12 protein-coding genes are annotated in these 16056 nt (G+C 65.6%); 6 read left to right on the top strand and 6 right to left on the bottom strand.

What is annotated here, in order from left to right:
- Positions 1-10 precede the first annotated feature (10 nt).
- The 4 genes from xdhB (at position 11) to guaD (ending at position 6206) form a co-directional block, all read left to right on the top strand.
- Positions 11-2326 (top strand): xanthine dehydrogenase molybdopterin binding subunit, encoded by a 2316-nt coding sequence (xdhB, locus tag AC13C7_RS09110; protein WP_482867279.1) that lies wholly within the window; start codon positions 11-13, stop codon positions 2324-2326.
- Between the two features lie 4 nt (positions 2327-2330).
- Complete coding sequence (xdhC, locus tag AC13C7_RS09105) at positions 2331-3191, top strand: xanthine dehydrogenase accessory protein XdhC (protein WP_482867278.1); 861 nt, start codon at positions 2331-2333, stop codon at positions 3189-3191.
- Positions 3192-3225: 34 nt separating this feature from the next.
- Positions 3226-4833 carry a xanthine/uracil/vitamin C permease gene (locus AC13C7_RS09100; RefSeq protein WP_172320872.1) on the top strand — a complete coding sequence of 536 codons (1608 nt, stop codon included), beginning with the start codon at positions 3226-3228 and terminating at the stop codon, positions 4831-4833.
- A gap of 80 nt (positions 4834-4913) precedes the next feature.
- Entirely contained in the window at positions 4914-6206 is a 1293-nt protein-coding gene (gene guaD / locus AC13C7_RS09095) for a guanine deaminase (protein ID WP_482867277.1), read from the top strand.
- A gap of 60 nt (positions 6207-6266) precedes the next feature.
- Here guaD and AC13C7_RS09090 read toward each other — a convergent pair whose 3' ends face one another.
- Positions 6267-7706 carry a hypothetical protein gene (locus tag AC13C7_RS09090; protein ID WP_482867276.1) on the bottom strand — a complete coding sequence of 480 codons (1440 nt, stop codon included), beginning with the start codon at positions 7704-7706 and terminating at the stop codon, positions 6267-6269.
- Positions 7707-8092: 386 nt separating this feature from the next.
- Between AC13C7_RS09090 and AC13C7_RS09085 the strand changes: the two genes are divergently transcribed.
- Together AC13C7_RS09085 and AC13C7_RS09080 are read left to right on the top strand one after the other, a co-directional pair.
- Positions 8093-9127 carry a phosphotransferase family protein gene (locus AC13C7_RS09085; RefSeq protein WP_446170324.1) on the top strand — a complete coding sequence of 345 codons (1035 nt, stop codon included), beginning with the start codon at positions 8093-8095 and terminating at the stop codon, positions 9125-9127.
- A 2-nt stretch (positions 9128-9129) separates the two neighbouring features.
- On the top strand, positions 9130-10368 hold the full coding sequence (locus AC13C7_RS09080; protein ID WP_235952755.1) for a GNAT family N-acetyltransferase: 1239 nt from the start codon (positions 9130-9132) through the stop codon (positions 10366-10368).
- A gap of 4 nt (positions 10369-10372) precedes the next feature.
- On the opposite strand, the gene AC13C7_RS09075 is transcribed toward AC13C7_RS09080, so the two are convergent.
- The 5 genes from AC13C7_RS09075 to AC13C7_RS09055 are packed head-to-tail and all read right to left on the bottom strand — an operon-like array spanning position 10373 to position 16055.
- Positions 10373-11077 carry an RraA family protein gene (locus AC13C7_RS09075; RefSeq protein WP_482867275.1) on the bottom strand — a complete coding sequence of 235 codons (705 nt, stop codon included), beginning with the start codon at positions 11075-11077 and terminating at the stop codon, positions 10373-10375.
- A 10-nt stretch (positions 11078-11087) separates the two neighbouring features.
- Positions 11088-11945, bottom strand: a complete 858-nt coding sequence (locus AC13C7_RS09070) for an ABC transporter permease (RefSeq protein WP_482867274.1) — start codon at positions 11943-11945, stop codon at positions 11088-11090.
- Between the two features lies 1 nt (position 11946).
- Positions 11947-12870, bottom strand: coding sequence for an ABC transporter permease (locus AC13C7_RS09065; protein WP_172320866.1), 924 nt, complete (start codon positions 12868-12870; stop codon positions 11947-11949).
- A complete protein-coding gene (locus tag AC13C7_RS09060; protein ID WP_482867273.1) occupies positions 12867-14477 on the bottom strand; it encodes a dipeptide ABC transporter ATP-binding protein in 1611 nt (536 codons plus the stop codon). The genes AC13C7_RS09065 and AC13C7_RS09060 overlap by 4 nt, the downstream gene beginning before the upstream one ends.
- Positions 14478-16055 carry an ABC transporter substrate-binding protein gene (locus AC13C7_RS09055; RefSeq protein ID WP_482867272.1) on the bottom strand — a complete coding sequence of 526 codons (1578 nt, stop codon included), beginning with the start codon at positions 16053-16055 and terminating at the stop codon, positions 14478-14480.
- Between the last annotated feature and the right edge of the window lies 1 nt (position 16056).

Here is a 16056-nt window from a genome sequence, read left to right as displayed (position 1 = left end):
GATCAAAGAGATGAAAGACAACGTCACCATCACCGGCTCCGCCCATACCGACCGCATCCATGACAGCGCCATCAAGCATGTCACGGGGGCCGCAGACTACACCGATGATATTGCGCAGCCCGAAGGCACGCTGCACGCCTATCTGGGCGTCTCCACCGTCACCCATGCGCGGATCGTTTCACTGGACCTGAGCGCCGTGCGCGCGGCCCCCGGCGTCGTCGGCGTGATGACCGCCGCCGATATTCCGGGCCATACCGATATCAGCCCCACGGGCCAGAATGATGAGCCGGTCTTTCCGACCGACCTGATCCAGTTTCATGGCCAGCCGCTCTTTGCCGTGGTCGCCGAAACCCGCGATGCGGCGCGGCGGGCGGCGGAACTGGCCAAGGTCGAGACCGAGGCGCTGCCCCACGCGCTGGACCCGGTCGCGGCGATCGAGGCAGGCTATCCGCATGTCACCGCGCCCCTGAAGCTGGAGCGCGGCGATGTCGAGGCAGGGTTCGCCTCCGCCCCCAACCGGATCAAGGGCCGGATGGTTATCGGCGGACAGGATCACATGTACCTGGAGGGCCAGATCGCCTTCGCCATTCCCGGCGAGGATGACGAGGTGGTTGTGCATTGCTCCACGCAGCACCCGTCCGAGGCGCAGCATATGGTGGCGCATGTGTTGGGCGTGCCGTCCAACGCGGTCGTGGTCAATGTGCGGCGCATGGGCGGCGGGTTCGGCGGCAAGGAAAGCCAGATGAACATCTTCGCCGCCGTCGCCGCGCTGGCCGCGAAGAAATGGAACCGGGCGGTGAAAATCCGCCCCGACCGCGACCAGGACATGACCGCGACCGGCAAACGGCATGATTTCGTGGTCGATTACGATGTCGCGTTTGACGACAAGGGGCGGATCGAGGCGGTTGGCGGCAGTTTCGCCGCGCGCTGTGGCTATTCCTCGGACCTTTCCGGCCCCGTCACCGACCGGGCGCTGTTCCATGCCGATAACGCCTATTTCTATCCGCATGTGCGGCTGGAAAGCCGCCCGATGAAGACCAACACCGTGTCGAACACCGCCTTTCGCGGCTTTGGCGGGCCGCAGGGTGTGATCGTGGCCGAGCGCATGATCGAGGAGATCGCCTATGCCACCGGCCAAGACCCGCTGGACGTGCGCAAGGCGAATTTCTACGGCGGCGAGGGCCGCGACCTGACGCCCTATCACCAGCAGGTGACGGATAATATCCTCGACTGTCTGGTCGGCGAGCTGGAGCAGAGCGCCGACTACCGCGCGCGGCGGCAGGCGATCATTGATTTCAACGCCTCATCGAGGGTGCTGAAGAAGGGCATCGCGCTGACGCCGGTGAAATTCGGCATCTCCTTTACCGCGACCTGGTACAATCAGGCGGGCGCGCTGATCCATGTCTATAATGACGGCTCGATCCACCTGAACCATGGCGGCACCGAGATGGGGCAGGGCCTCAACACCAAGGTGGCGCAGGTGGTGGCCGAGGCGTTCCAGGTCAACTTCGAGCGCATCAAGATCACCAAGACGACCACCGAGAAGGTGCCGAACACCTCGGCGACAGCGGCCTCCTCGGGCTCGGACCTGAACGGGATGGCGGCGCTGAATGCCGCCGAGCAGATCAAGGCGCGGCTGGTGGATTTCGCCTGCGAGCACTGGGGCGTTGCGGCGGAAGAAGTGGCGTTCCTGCCCAACCGGGTGCGGATCGGTGAGGAAACCCTGTCTTTTGACGCCTTCATCAAGGCGGCCTATATGGCGCGGGTACAGCTTTCCGCCGCCGGGTTCTACAAGACGCCCGACATCCATTGGGACCGCGACAAGGGGCAGGGGCGGCCGTTCTACTACTACGCCTATGGCGCGGCCTGTTCCGAGGTCACCATCGACACCTTGACCGGCGAATACCGGGTCGAACGGACCGATATCCTGCACGATGTGGGCCGGTCGCTGAACCCCGTTCTGGACAGGGGCCAGGTCGAGGGCGCGTTTATCCAGGGGATGGGCTGGCTGACCACGGAGGAGTTGTGGTGGGACACGGAGGGGCGGCTGCGCACCCACGCGCCCTCGACCTACAAGATCCCGCTGGCCTCGGATCGACCGCGCGTCTTCAACGTCGATTTGGCCGATTGGTCCGAGAACCGCGAGCTGACGATCAAGCGGTCCAAGGCCGTGGGTGAGCCGCCTTTCATGTTGGGCATCTCGGTCTTCGAGGCGTTGTCGATGGCGGTCGCCTCGGTTGCCGATTACCGCGAATGCCCGCGTCTGGATGCGCCCGCCACGCCCGAGCGGGTGTTGATGGCCGTCCAGCGGATGAAGGGGGCCTGAGGCGATGAGGCTCGAAGACTTCCTGTCCCAAGGCCCGGTGATCCGGGTGCTGCTGACCTCCGTGCGGGGATCCTCGCCGCGCGAGGCGGGGACCGAGATGTTCGTGAGCGAGACCGGCCTTTTCGGCACCATCGGTGGCGGGCAACTGGAATATATGGGGCTGGACAAGGCCCGTGCGATGCTGCGCAGCGGCGAGACACGCAGCGATATGGACGTGCCGCTTGGCCCCGAGATCGGGCAATGCTGCGGCGGGCGGGTGGCGTTGCGCCTCACCCGGATGCACCGGACCGACCGCTATGCCGCGATGGAGCGGGCGCGGGAGGAGACGGAGGCACGCCCCCATGTCTACGTGATGGGGGCGGGCCATGTGGGCCGCGCGCTGGCCGATCTGTTCCAGCACTTGCCGGTGCGCTGCATCCTCATCGACACGCGGGCCGAGGAGCTGGCGCTCTGCCGCGCCGATGTGGAGACGCGCCTTTCCGCCATCCCCGAGGCCGAGATTGCCGCCGCGCCCCAGGGTAGCGCCTTCATCGTGCTGACCCATGACCATGCGTTGGATTTCCTGCTGACGGCGGCGGCGCTGGAGCGGGGCGATGCCGCCTATGTCGGCATGATCGGCTCGGCCACCAAGCGCGCCAGATTCCGCACCTGGACCCGTGAAGCCGACGCGGGCCAGCCCATCGACCAATTGATTTGCCCCATCGGGGCGAACGGCAGCCGCGACAAGCGGCCCGGCGTCATCGCGGCCTTCGTGGTTGCCGAGGTGATGGCCGAATTGACCTGTGAAACTGTCGTGAACCGGCCGGAACGGCCAAAGGGAGCGCCCGCCACGGGCACGGAAACCGGCCACCCTGTCGCCCCATAGGCAACAGGCCCGGTCTTAGGAGGAGGAGACCGTCATGGACGGCACAACCTACAATTACAAGCTGTTCACGCGTAGCGATTTCAACGCCTTCTGGGCGCTGTTTACCGATAACCTCGTCAACCTGCTGATCCTGTCCGGGATCTGCCAATTCGTCTTTCAGATGCCCGCCGAGATCGTCTTTGGCCGCATCGTGCCGGGGGCGGCCATCGCCATCCTCGCCGGTGTCGCGGTCTATACCTACCTGGCGAAATGGGCGGCCAACCGGCAGGGCAAGGATGTCACCGCGCTGCCCTATGGCATTTCGACCCCGGTGATGTTCGTCTATCTATTCGGCGTGATCGGCCCGATCTACTGGGCCACCAATGACGCGCTTCTGGCCTGGCAGGTGGGCATCGGCGCGGGTTTCATGGGCGGTATCGTCGCGGGGCTCGGGGCCATCGTGGGGCCGTTCCTGAAGCGGATCACGCCGCGCGCGGGCATGCTTGGCACGCTTTGCGGTATCGCGCTGGTCTTCATCGGATCGGTGCCCCTGGCCGAGATCTTCGAGTATCCGATCATCGGCTTTGCCTCGCTTCTGTTCATCCTCTGGGGCCTGATAGGGCGCTTCCGCCTGCCGGGCAACGTTCCCGCGGGTCTGGTGGCCATCGGCGTCGGCACGGTCATCGCGATCTTCCTGGGGCAGTCCAGCTTCACCACCGAGGGGATCGGGTTCTACCCGCCGGTTCCCTACCTGGGCGACATGATCGTGGGCATCCAGTATCTCTTCGCCAACCCCGAGCTGTTCCTGGTGCTGATCCCGGTCCAGATCTACAATTTCATCGAGACCATGAACAACGTCGAATCGGCCGAAGCCGCGGGCGACCATTACCCCGTCGCCGTCTGCCAGGTGACCGATGGCGCGGGCACCATGATCGGCGCGCTTTTCGGCTCGCCCTTTCCGACGACCGTTTATATCGGCCATCCCGCCTACAAGCGGCTGGATGCCCATGCTGGCTATATCGTCGGTGTGGCGCTGGTCATCGCGGCGGCGGCCTTCCTGGGCTTCCTGTCCTTCCTGGCCGGTCTGATCCCGATTGCCGCCGCCGCCCCGGTGCTGGTCTTCGTCTCGGTCAGCCTGATCACCAACACGGCCTTCGCGGTGAAACCGGCGCATATGGCCGCCGTTGCCTTCGCGATCCTGCCGCATATCTCGGCCTTCCTGGTGACCAAGTGGGGATCGCTGATCAACGCGCTGCGCACAACGGGGGTCGAGGGGCTGCCGGGCCTGGGGGATGCCGACCTGACCGCCGCGCTGCTGATCGAGGGGGCGCATTACGAAGGGCACCTCGCGCTCAGCCAGGGCGCGATCATCACCGGGCTTGTCTGGGGCGCGATCGTGGCCGATGTGATCGACGGGCGGTTCCGCTTCGCGGGCGGCTTCGCCCTCGCGGCGGCGGCGATGTCCTCGGTCGGGATCATCCACAGCAACACGCTGCAGGCCCCGCAATTCGACGGCATCACCATCGGATACCTGATCATTGGCGCATTCCTCTATTTCTACCCGGCAATTGCGCCGAAGGAGGATCTGGAACATCGTATCATCGTGCCGGACGAGCCCGATTTCATGGATACCGATGCGCCACACGCAACCCCGGGCGAATAATCCTTCGTTTTCACCCGGACACTTCACAGGGCGCGTGGACCCCATGCGCCCTGTGCTTTCAAGAAACGGATACCTGAGCCATGACAACCCAAAAGACCCTCCTGCGCGGCCGCATCCTGGATTTCGTGGCCGAGCCGCAGAGCCCCGAGGATGACAGCGCCCATATCCATATCGAGGACGGCGCGATCCTGATCGAGGGGGGCCGCATCGTGGCGCGCGGCGGGTTTGCCGAGGTGAACCGCCAGGCCGGGGATGCCGAAATCATCGACCACCGCCCGCACCTGCTGATGGCGGGCTTCATCGACCCGCATATTCATTTCCCGCAGGTGCAGGTCATCGCCTCCTGGGGGGCGCAACTGCTGGATTGGCTGAACAACTACACCTTCCCGGCGGAGACCGAATATGCAGACCCCGCCCACAGCGCCGCGATGGCGGGCAGGTTCTACGACCAGATCCTGGCGCATGGAACGACGACGGCGGTGGCCTATTGCTCGGTGCACAAGACCTCGGCGCAGGCCTATTTCGAGGAAGCCGCCCGCCGCAACATGTGCATGATCGGCGGCAAGGTGATGATGGACCGCAATGCGCCGGACGGGCTGTGCGATACGCCGCAATCAAGCTATGACGACAGCAAGGCGCTGATCGCCGAGTGGCACGGGCGGGGCCGCGCGCAGTATGCGATCACGCCGCGCTTTGCGATCACATCGACACCGGAACAGATGGAGATGGCCGGCGCGCTGGTCGCTGAGCATCCCGACTGTTTCGTGCAGACGCACCTGTCGGAAAATCACGACGAGATCGCCTTCACCGCCGCGCTTTACCCGGAGGCGCGCGATTACCTGGACGTGTATCAGTCGCACGGGTTGCTGTCGGAAAAGATGCTGCTTGGTCATTCCATCCACCTCAAACCGCGCGAGATCGACGTACTGGTCGAAACCGGCGCGCGGCCCGTCTTCTGCCCGACCTCGAACCTCTTTCTGGGCAGCGGCCTCTTCGACGATGCGGGCCTGCGTGCGCGCGGGACGATCAACGCGATTGCCACCGATGTCGGCGGCGGCACCAGCTATTCGATGCTGCAAACGCTGAACGAGGGTTACAAGATCCTGCAACTCCAGCGCCAGCGCCTGCACCCGTTGCGTGCCTTCCACTGGATCACGCGCGGCAATGCGGTGGCCCTGGGGATGGAGGACAAGATCGGCACCCTCGCGCCCGGCAGCGACGCCGATATCGTGGTGCTGGACGCGCGCGCCACCGACGCGATGGCGTTGCGGATGGAGCGCGCCGAGACGCTGGCCGAAGAGCTTTTCGTGTTGCAGATCATGGGCGATGACCGCGCCATTGCGCAGGTCTATGTCGCGGGCGCACCGGCATGAAAAAGGCGCTGCGGGACAGTTCAGGTCCCGCAGCGCCGGTTTGATCGGATGGGCCTCCTGTCAGAGGAGGAGATCGTCCATCCCGTCATCTTCCCAGCCCTGCTGCTGGTTGGACGGATCGTCGACATCCTGGTTCATCAGGGCCATGACGTCCTCGACCGACAAGGCGTCGTCCTGGGTGTCATAGCTGAACGTCGGCAGCGCTGCCGCAGCCGCGGTCAACTGCGTGCCGCCGCCCGTGCCACCCGAGCCGGAGCCCTTGGAGCCACCGGAGCCGGAGCCCCCCGTGCCACCAGACCCGGAGCCCTTGGAGCCGCCGGAGCCGGAGCCGCCCGTACCGCCAGACCCGGAGCCCTTGGAGCCACCGGAGCCGGACCCGCCCGTGCCACCCGACCCGGAGCCCTTGGAGCCACCGGAGCCGGACCCTCCCGTGCCGCCAGACCCGGAGCCCTTGGAGCCGCCGGACCCGGACCCGCCCGTGCCGCCAGACCCGGAGCCCTTGGAGCCACCGGAGCCGGAGCCGCCCGTGCCACCCGAGCCGGAGCCCTTGGAGCCACCGGAGCCGGAGCCGCCCGTGCCGCCGGAACCCGAGCCGGACCCCTTGGAGCCACCAGACCCGGAGCTACCGGTGCCACCGGAGCCTGAGCCCTTGGAGCCGCCGGATCCCGACCCGCCCGTGCCGCCAGACCCGGAGCCTTTGGAGCCACCGGAGCCGGACCCGCCCGTGCCGCCAGACCCGGACCCGCCCGTGCCACCCGAGCCGGATCCCTTCGTGCCGCCGGAGCCAGAGCCGCCCGTGCCGGAGCCTTTCGTGCCGCCCGCGTCGGAACCGTCGCTTCCATCCGTCATGAACTGATCGAGCGAGACTTCCGGCGGTTGGCCGGGGCCGTGCGCTCCGATCACGTTGAGATCGTCTTCGGTGTAATACTTGCTGGTCGGATCGTCCGAGGGAATGACCTCGTCCACGCCATCGTAATGGCCCCATCCGACGGGCTCACCATCCGCGTTGGAGAACTCGACCGTGCCGCTATGGGTGCCGTCGGGGGCGACGGATTCGTTGATCGTCTTGGCCGCACCGGCATCGGACAGGTCCAGGATCGTCTGGCCCTCGGACCCGGACGCGCTGAACTCGGTCTCCAGGTTGGCCGAATACCAATCCGCGAAGGAGTCACCCTCGACGCCGCCATTGTGATAGGCCTTGGTCGTGCTGGCGGTATCATTGCCCGAGCCGGAGCCTTGCGATCCGCCCGAGCCCGATCCCTTGGAACCGCCAGAGCCGGAGCCTTGCGATCCGCCGGAGCCCGATCCCTTGGAGCCGCCAGAGCCGGAGCCTTGCGATCCGCCCGAGCCCGATCCCTTGGAGCCGCCAGAGCCGGAGCCTTGCGATCCGCCCGAGCCCGATCCCTTGGAGCCACCGGAGCCAGATCCGCGCGTTCCTCCCGATCCGGAGCCATTTCCGGCACCGGCATTTTCATAAATGGTTTGGTATTCTTCAGACATCGAGAGTCCCCCTGTTTCAGGCAGCATTCATTCGGGCAGCACTTTCACTTGCGCAAAAGGCGACTATTCCGGTTCAGATTTCGGACCCCCATCCGATAGGAACTTTACGGACAATTCCGAAATCGGGCAAATTCTTCGTTATTTTTCGTCGAAAATGAGGCGCTTGGTTTTCGATCGGGAAACAGTCTTGATTGTACTATTAAGATTCTCACGGGGTTCCGGAACAATCCATTGCGGTCTTGGCGCAATTCGCGCCCGAATCACGCGACCTCCTTTGCCCATTGTTGCCAAAGACTGTTCTCAATTCGGGCTCAATTCCGCGGTATTCATGGCCTTGGTTCCAGATCCGCGTCGGCATCCGGCGCGCCAAACTGCTAGGTATTCACGTGACGAACAGCTCTCGGCAGAAACGTCTGACCCAGGTCGTCCGGGCCGCGGAAGGGCATTTCGGCAACAAGATCCGGCGGGTGACGGCGCCCGGCGGCGACGGGCGTGCGAGCTACAAGCTGCATTTCGACGACCGCACGGTCTTCGCCACGCTGCGCCCGAATTTCCGCCGCACCCATCTTGAGGCACATGTCCTGAAACAGCTCGCACCCCATTGCGACCTGGTCCCGCGCTGCCTCGGCGTAGTCGGTGAGGTGATGTTCCAATCCGATGTCGGCGGGCGCCGCCTGAACATGGAAATCGCGGCCCGTGACGCGGGCGGGCAGGCCGATCTGGCGGCCGAAGCCGTGCGCGCGATCTTCAAGGTGCAGGAGGCGTCCCGCAAGACCCGGCTGCACGAGATCATGCCGCACCTGGGCAACAACCGCGACTGGATCGACAATTTCGCCGAGGGCGTGCGCGGGCTGGAGCCCTATTCGGGCGGGCGCTCGGGCCCGGTGGACCTCGATGCGATCAAAGCGGCGGTGGCGCAGCCGGGGCGGCAATTCGTCAAATGGGATTGCCGGTCGGGCAATGCCGCGATTGGCCGCGACGACGTGCTGCGCTGGTTCGATTTCGAGTATAGCGGGTTGCGTCACGGGGCCGAGGATATCGCCTGGCTGATCGGCGACGAGGCGTGGCCAGTGCCACCGGAGGTGATGCTTGAGATTGTGCGCTCGGAATTCGACCCCGGCTGCGGCCATGCGCTGGAGCCCTATCTGAACTACCTCTCGCTCTACCTGACCTTTCACTGTGCGCAGCGTTTCAAGCTGATCGTGAAGGAGGCCGGCAAACGGGGCTGGCTGTCGAAACGCCGCATCCGTAAATATGACGATGCGGGCGTCCACCCCGAATTCGGGGCGCAGATCTGCCGGGTCGGAGCATATTTCGCCGCCCGTAACCGGCTGACCGCGCCGATCGCGCGCGATTTCGAGGCGGCGCAGAAGATGTTCCTGAGCATCATCCTGGCAACGCTGGAGGAGGGCAGGGTGTGAACATGGCCCCGCGCGACATCTCGCAGGATCTGACGGTCCACCTGCTGCGCAGCCTCTCGGAGGTCGAGGACTTGCGCGCCGACTGGACCGAACTGCACCGACGCGATCCGCAGGCGGGGTTGTTCCTCAGCTGGGACTGGATGATGCGTGGGTTTCGTGACAATCCGGGGCGCTTCACCGTGCTTGTCGCGCGGGCCGATGCAGTGTCGGACCAGGTTGTCGCGATCCTGCCGCTGAAGTCGCGCGTGCATTGGAGCCGGTCGAAATCCGAGTTCCAGACCCAGTATCAGGCCGCCGGGCGGCTCATCGGCGGTGAATATACCGGCTTCATCTGCGACCCGGATTGGGAGGAGGTGGCGCTGCCCGCCCTCGCGCAGACGCTGGACCAGATGCCCTGGACCACGCTCTCGCTGCGCTATGTCGACCAGATCGACCGGATCAAGGCGTTTCGGGCCGGGTTTGCGCGGGCGGAGTATTCGACCAGATTTCGCCCCTACCTCATCAACAAGGGCGAGACCGACAACCTGGTGTCGCCGCAGGTGACCCTGCCGGACAGTTTCGACGCGTTCCTGAACGAGGGCCTCAGCGCGAATTCACGGCAGAAGTTCCGACGGCTGGAGCGCAAGCACCTGAACACGGGCGAACTTCACCTGACCGATACCGGCGCCGAGACGTTTGACGCGCATCTGGAGATCCTGCTGGAGTTCTGGGGTCGGAAATGGATCCCGAAGAAGGGGGCCGCGACCGCCGCGAAGGCCGCCGACATGTACCGGCGCACGCTGCGCGCGGGGCTTGAGACGGACACGCTGTTCCTGCCGGTGCTGTGGCGCGGGGATACGCCCCTAGGGGCCTTGGGGCATATCCTCGACCATGAACAGAAGACCGTCCATTTCATCGTGGCGGGGCGCGATGTCGATGCGGACGTGCCCTTCGCGGGGCAAATCCTGCATCTGGGCAGCATCGAATGGGCCATCGCGCATGGCTACCGGGTCTATGATTTCTGCCATGGGAACGAGCCCTACAAATACTCCTACGGGACCACCGACAAGGAGACCCGATACCTGACGGTGCAGCGCCGGGAGGCCCTGGGCGCGCGGGCGTTCGACCGGGACAACACGCCGGAGGCGCTGTTGCGGGTGCAGGACCAGATCAAGGCGAAGAAATACGACCTGGCGATGCGGGCCTGTGCGCAATTGATCGCGTCATTCTCGGATGAGGCGGGCGGGGCGGAGGCGTCCTAGGCCCTCAGCCCCTGCCGTCATTCAACTCGGCCTCGACCAGAGCGGTCGCGCCGGTAATCCGGCCAAGCGGCACGCCCGGTTCGCGATTGGCGCGACGCTCCTGCGCGATCTGGCCTCGGGTCAAGGCAATCTCGCCCATGGCGCGGGCCTCATCCGCCGGCAGGGCAAAGACACCATCGGCATCGGCCAGCACCACCGCCCCGGGCATCACAACGACGCCGCCGCAGCTGACCGGCACATGCGCGCGGCCCGCGATGTTCAGAAGGCGTGTTGTCACCGGCGCGGTGCCGCGGCACCAGACGGGAAAGCCCATCCCGGCCATTTCGTCGGCATCGGTGCAGGGCCCGTCGATCACCGCGCCCACGATCCCTGCCACCTGGGCGGCAGAGGCGACTCCATCCCCCAGGCAGGCGTATTTGTCATCGCCCAACCGGTCGATCACCAGCATGTCGCCGGGCCGCGCGAGGCCAATGGCGTGGTGCAGCATCGTCGAATCCGCCGCCGGGCATTGCACGGTCAGGGCGCGGCCCACGGTGCGGGGCCCGAACCCCCGGCTGGCCTGAATGCCACGATCCATGCAGCCCCAGTAGAGGATGTGGCCAAGCATCGTCGTCTCAAGCCGGCCCATCAGCGTGATCAGGTCGGGCTCCAGCGCGGCGGGCTCGGGACCGATGGTGTATTTTCGCGGACGGGGCAGGGGTTTGGACATGGGGGAACCCTCAGTTTTCGGATCTCAATGTCGGGTCGAAGCGGTCGCGGACCCAGTCGCCCACCAGGCTGATCGACAGCGCCAGCAGGAAGATGATCACGCCGGGGAAGAGCGTCAGCCACCAGGCGGTCAGCAGCCGGTCGCGCCCCTCGCTCATGATCTGGCCCAGGCTGGTCAGCGGCGATTGCACGCCAAGTCCCAGAAAGCTGAGCGCGGTTTCCAGCAGCACCGTCAGCGGCATGTTCACGGTGAACTGGACCAGCGCGACCGAGACCACGTTGGGCAGGATATGGCGCAGGTAGATACGGTAGGGCGAGGCCCCGAGCGCGCGCACGGCGGTGACATAGCCCTGTTCCTTGGCCGACAGCACCGCACCGCGCATCAGGCGGGCATAGACCTCCCACCCGGTGAGGCCGATGAGGAGGAGGAAGAGGGTGAAACTGCTGTCGAACATGGCCAGCACGAAGAGGGCCACGACAATGATCGGCAGCGATGCCTGCACATCGACCGCGCCCACCACGACGGTTTCGACAAAGCCGCGCCGTGCGGCGGCCAGCACGCCCAGAAGCGAGCCCAGGACCGCGCCGATCAGGGTGCCGACAACGGCGACGATCAGCGTTATCTGCGCCCCCACGGCAAGGCGCACCAGCAAATCGCGCCCACGTGCATCGGTACCCAGTGGATACTCCCAGGTGCCGCCGAACCCGACCGGGGGCCGCAGCCGATCGAGGAGCGACGTGGCGCGGAACTCGTGCGGTGACAGCCACTGGCCGAAGAGGGCGAAGAGGACGAAGACCGCGATGAAGCCAAGCGCCAGGCGAACGGCCCATGGGATGGCGGGGCGCTGATATGTGGTGGCGTCGCTCAAGTCACTTGGCCCGGATGCGCGGGTCGATCACGAGGTAGAGCAGATCGACAATGAGGTTGGCGGTGATCATGGTCGCGGCAATCGCCAGCACCAGGAACTGCACCGTGGCGATGTCGCGCGTGGCGACCGAGCGCACCAGAAGCTGGCCGACACCGGGCCAGGCAAAGACCTGCTCGGTCACCACGGACCCGGCGATGAGAGAGCCGAGCGACAGACCCACCAGCGTCACCAGTGGAATGGCGGCATTGGGCAGGGCGTGGCGAATGAGGCGGCGTTTATAGGGGATGCCGCGCGCCTCGGCGGCCAGCATGAAGGGCTTGTTGATGGTTTCCAGAAGCGAGGACCGCGTGAACCGCGCGTAGCTGCCCATCGACGCCAGGCCAAGCGTCAGGGCAGGCGCGATCAGGCCAAGCGCGGTGCTGCTGGCCCCCTGACCGCCCAAATAGACCTGGAACGCCAGCGATCCGACAAGGATCACCACAAGGCCGAAAAGGAAATTCGGCATGGCGAAGGCGAAGACGGAAAAGGCCATTACGCCCCGGTCGATGGGCCTGCCCCGGTTCAGCGCGGCCACGGCCCCAAGCGTGATGCCGCAGACCAGCGAAATCAGAAGCGCGGTGCCGCCAAGGCGCAAGGTGGCGGGCAGGCGGTCGAGGAAGATTTGCAGCGACGGGCGCCCCGAATGGATCGAATAGCCGAAATCGCCCTGGATCAAACGGCCCAGGTAGCCGGTATATTGCACCCAGAACGGTTGATCGAGACCAAGCGCGCGGCGGTATTGCTCGATCACCTCCTGCGGCGCGTCGGGCGGGGCGAGGGCTGCCGCCGGATCGCCGGAAAAGCGGATGAAGACAAAGACCAGCGTGACCGTCACCAGCAGCGTGATGATGGCGCGGGCGACGCGCGAGAGGATGAAGCCGATCATGCCACCAGCCCCCGCTTCTGCCCCGGTGCCGATTGCAGAAGGGCCCGCGTGTAAGGGTCGCGCGGGTTGGCGAAGATTTGCGCCGTCGGCCCCTGTTCTACGACGCGGCCATGCTGCATCACCAACACGTTGTCCGAGATCGCGGCCGCGACATGCAGGTCATGGGTGATGAACACCATCGAGAACCCCAGGCGGTCCTGAAGGTCGGTGAATAGGTCCAGCACCTGCACCTGAATCGACACATCGAGCGCCGAGACCGCCTCATCCGCGATCAGCACCTCGGGTTCCAGCACCAGCGCGCGGGCGATGCAGATGCGCTGCCGCTGGCCGCCGGAAAACTCCTGCGGGTAGCGGTCGGCGGCCTGCGGGGTCAGGCCGACAAGCTCCAGCATCCTCAGCGCGCGCTCGCGAGCCTCAGCCTTCGGCACACCGTGGATGATCGGCCCCTCGGCAATCGCGTCGATAGTCTTGAAGCGCGGGTCGAGCGCGCCGAACGGGTCTTGCAGCACCACCTGCACCTTGGAGCGGAAATCGCGCAGGGCCGCTCCTTGCAGCGCGGTGATGTCCCGTCCCTTGAAGATCATCTGCCCGCCATCCGTGTCCTGCAAGCGCAACAGGCACTTGGCCAACGAGGATTTGCCCGAGCCGCTTTCGCCGACCACGGCGAGGGTCTGCCCCTTGTGCAGGTCCAGCGTCACCTCGCGCACGGCGGGCACCTCGGTGCGGTTGAAGAACAGCCCCCGGCGGTAGGTCAGCGACAGGTCGCGGACCTGGAAGATCGCCGCGCCATCCGCGGCCTGGTCGCGTGCAGGGGCCAGGGCTGCGGCGGCCAGCAGGCGTTTGGTGTAGTCGTGCTGCGGGTCTTGAAGAACGGAGGGGGCGGTGCCGGATTCGACGGCAATACCGTCCTTCATCACCACGACATGGTCGGCGATATCGGCCACAACGCCGAAATCATGGGTGATGAATAGGACCGAAGTGTCGAATTCGACCTTGAGCTTCTCGATCAGTTCGAGGATCTCGGCCTGCGTCGTGACATCGAGCGCGGTGGTCGGCTCATCGGCGATCAGGAGCGCGGGGTTCAGCAGCAGCGCGCCCGCAATGACGATGCGCTGTGCCTGTCCGCCCGACATCTCATGCGGGTAGGAGCGATAGGCGCGGTCCGGGTCGGGCAGGAGCACGGCGGCCAGCATGTCCATGACGCGGGCGCGGCGCTCGGATTTCGGCACGCCGTGAACTTCGAGGATTTCCTCCAACTGGCGGCCCACGCGCTGAATCGGGTCGAGGCTGGAGATCGCGTCCTGAAACACCATCGCCACCTTGGGCCCGCGCAGGCGGTGATAGGCCGAGGCGCGCTGCGGCGGGTTGGGGGTGCCTTGCAGGGCGATCTCGCCGCTGGTCATGGGCAGGGCCGGAGGCAACATGCCCATGATCGCTTGCGCGATCACGGATTTGCCCGACCCGCTTTCGCCCACGAGGCACAAGGTCTGGCCGGGTTCGATCGTCAGGTCGATACCGGTGACCGCGTGGGCGCGGTCGGCACCCGGCGGCAACGCGATGGTCAGATCGCGCACCGCCAGGACGGGAGAGAGGTCCGTGGGCGTCATTCAGCCCATATACATCCGGTCGAAGATGGTGACCGAGTCATTGCCCGGATCCCAGTCAAGGTCTTCGCGCACGCCGTAGCTGACCACGTTGCGCCACAGGTACATGCCGGGGGTGACGTTTTCCCATTCCTCGACGAGGTCCAGATAGGCCGCATGACGTTCATCGAATTCCTGCGCCGCCGCGAAGCGTTCGCCGATTTCCAGAAAACGGTCGGTCGGCACCCATGTCCTGTGCGCGGCCGTGGTGCGGCTGGAATTCGGCCCCCAGTCCAGCCAGAGCGGGCGGTAGGGGTCGCCGGAGAACTCGCTGGACATCGACATGTTGAGCAGGTGGAACGGGCGCTGATAGGCCAGCGAGAAGTTATCGACGATGCGGATGCGCACGTTGACCCCGATATCGCGCCACTGTTCGACCATGAACTCGGCCGCAACTTCGTAATTCGGGTAGAAGCCGCGCGTGATGTGCCAGATCAGCTCCTCCCCGGCGTAATCCGACTGCGCCAGAAGCTCGCGGGCGCGGTCCGGGTCGTAAGGGTAGGCGCGTTCCCGGTCGGGGTCGTAATAGGGCCCGTATTCGGGGAAGTTGAACGGCGTCGGCACGAAGGTTGCGTCGCCCCAGAGCGCCTCGACGATGGCCTCGCGATCGATGGCCGAGACCATCGCCTTGCGCAGGTTCGGATCGGTCAGCGGGTTGTTGGGCAGATCCTCGGTTTCCAGCGTGTTGAAGGCGAACATCGGGTAGTTCTCGATGGATTTCTCCATCACCTCGACGCCCGGCGTATCGCGCACCTGTGCCACCTGGTCGGCGGGGATATTGACGATGACGTCAAATTCGCCCGCGGCGAGACCTGCGTAGCGGGTAGAGAACTCGGGGACGATGCGGAAGGTCAGGCTCGCCGCAGGGACCGGCGCATTCCAGTAGTCGTCAAAGGCCTCGGCCACCAGTTCAGTCGACGGGTCGAACGAGACCAGCTTGTAGGGGCCCGTGCCCATCGGGGCCTGGCCGAAGGCGTCCTTGCCGACCTCCTCGTAATAATGCTTGGGCAGGACAAAGCCGATCGGCGTGACCATGCGGTAGGCGATCGAGGGGTCGGGGGCCTCGGTCTCGATCTCGACAGTCAGGGGGCCGACCGCTTCGACCCGGATGATGCCCGCGACATAGCGCGTGCCGCGCGGCGCGTCGGGCTCCTCACCCCAGAGCCGCTGCTCGGAGATCGAGAAAGCCACATCCTCGGCATCCATCACATGGCCATCATGGAACTTGACCCCCTCGCGCAGGTGGAACGTCCAGATCGTCGGCGTCGTGCGTTCCCAACTGGTGGCAAGCCAGGGCACAAGCTCGGTCCCGTCGGGGTCTTCCCACCGGTTGCGGCGCACAAGCGTGTCGAAAAGGTTGGAATGCACCCGGCCGCCCGAGGTCGAGATGCCAATCACCGGGTCCATCGTCTCCCACAGGTTATCGACCGCGATCACCAGGTCGGGGCGCGCCTGCTGCGCATAGGCGCGAAACGGTTTCAGGGCCGTGACCGTGCCGATGGCGGCGGCGCTGGCAAGTAGGGTTCTGCGTGTGGTTTTCATG

The sequence above is a fragment of the Alterinioella sp. B-7 genome, from assembly GCF_056857775.1.
The sequence above is the reverse complement of the archived record's forward strand: the minus strand, read 5'-3'. Positions and strand labels throughout refer to the sequence as shown.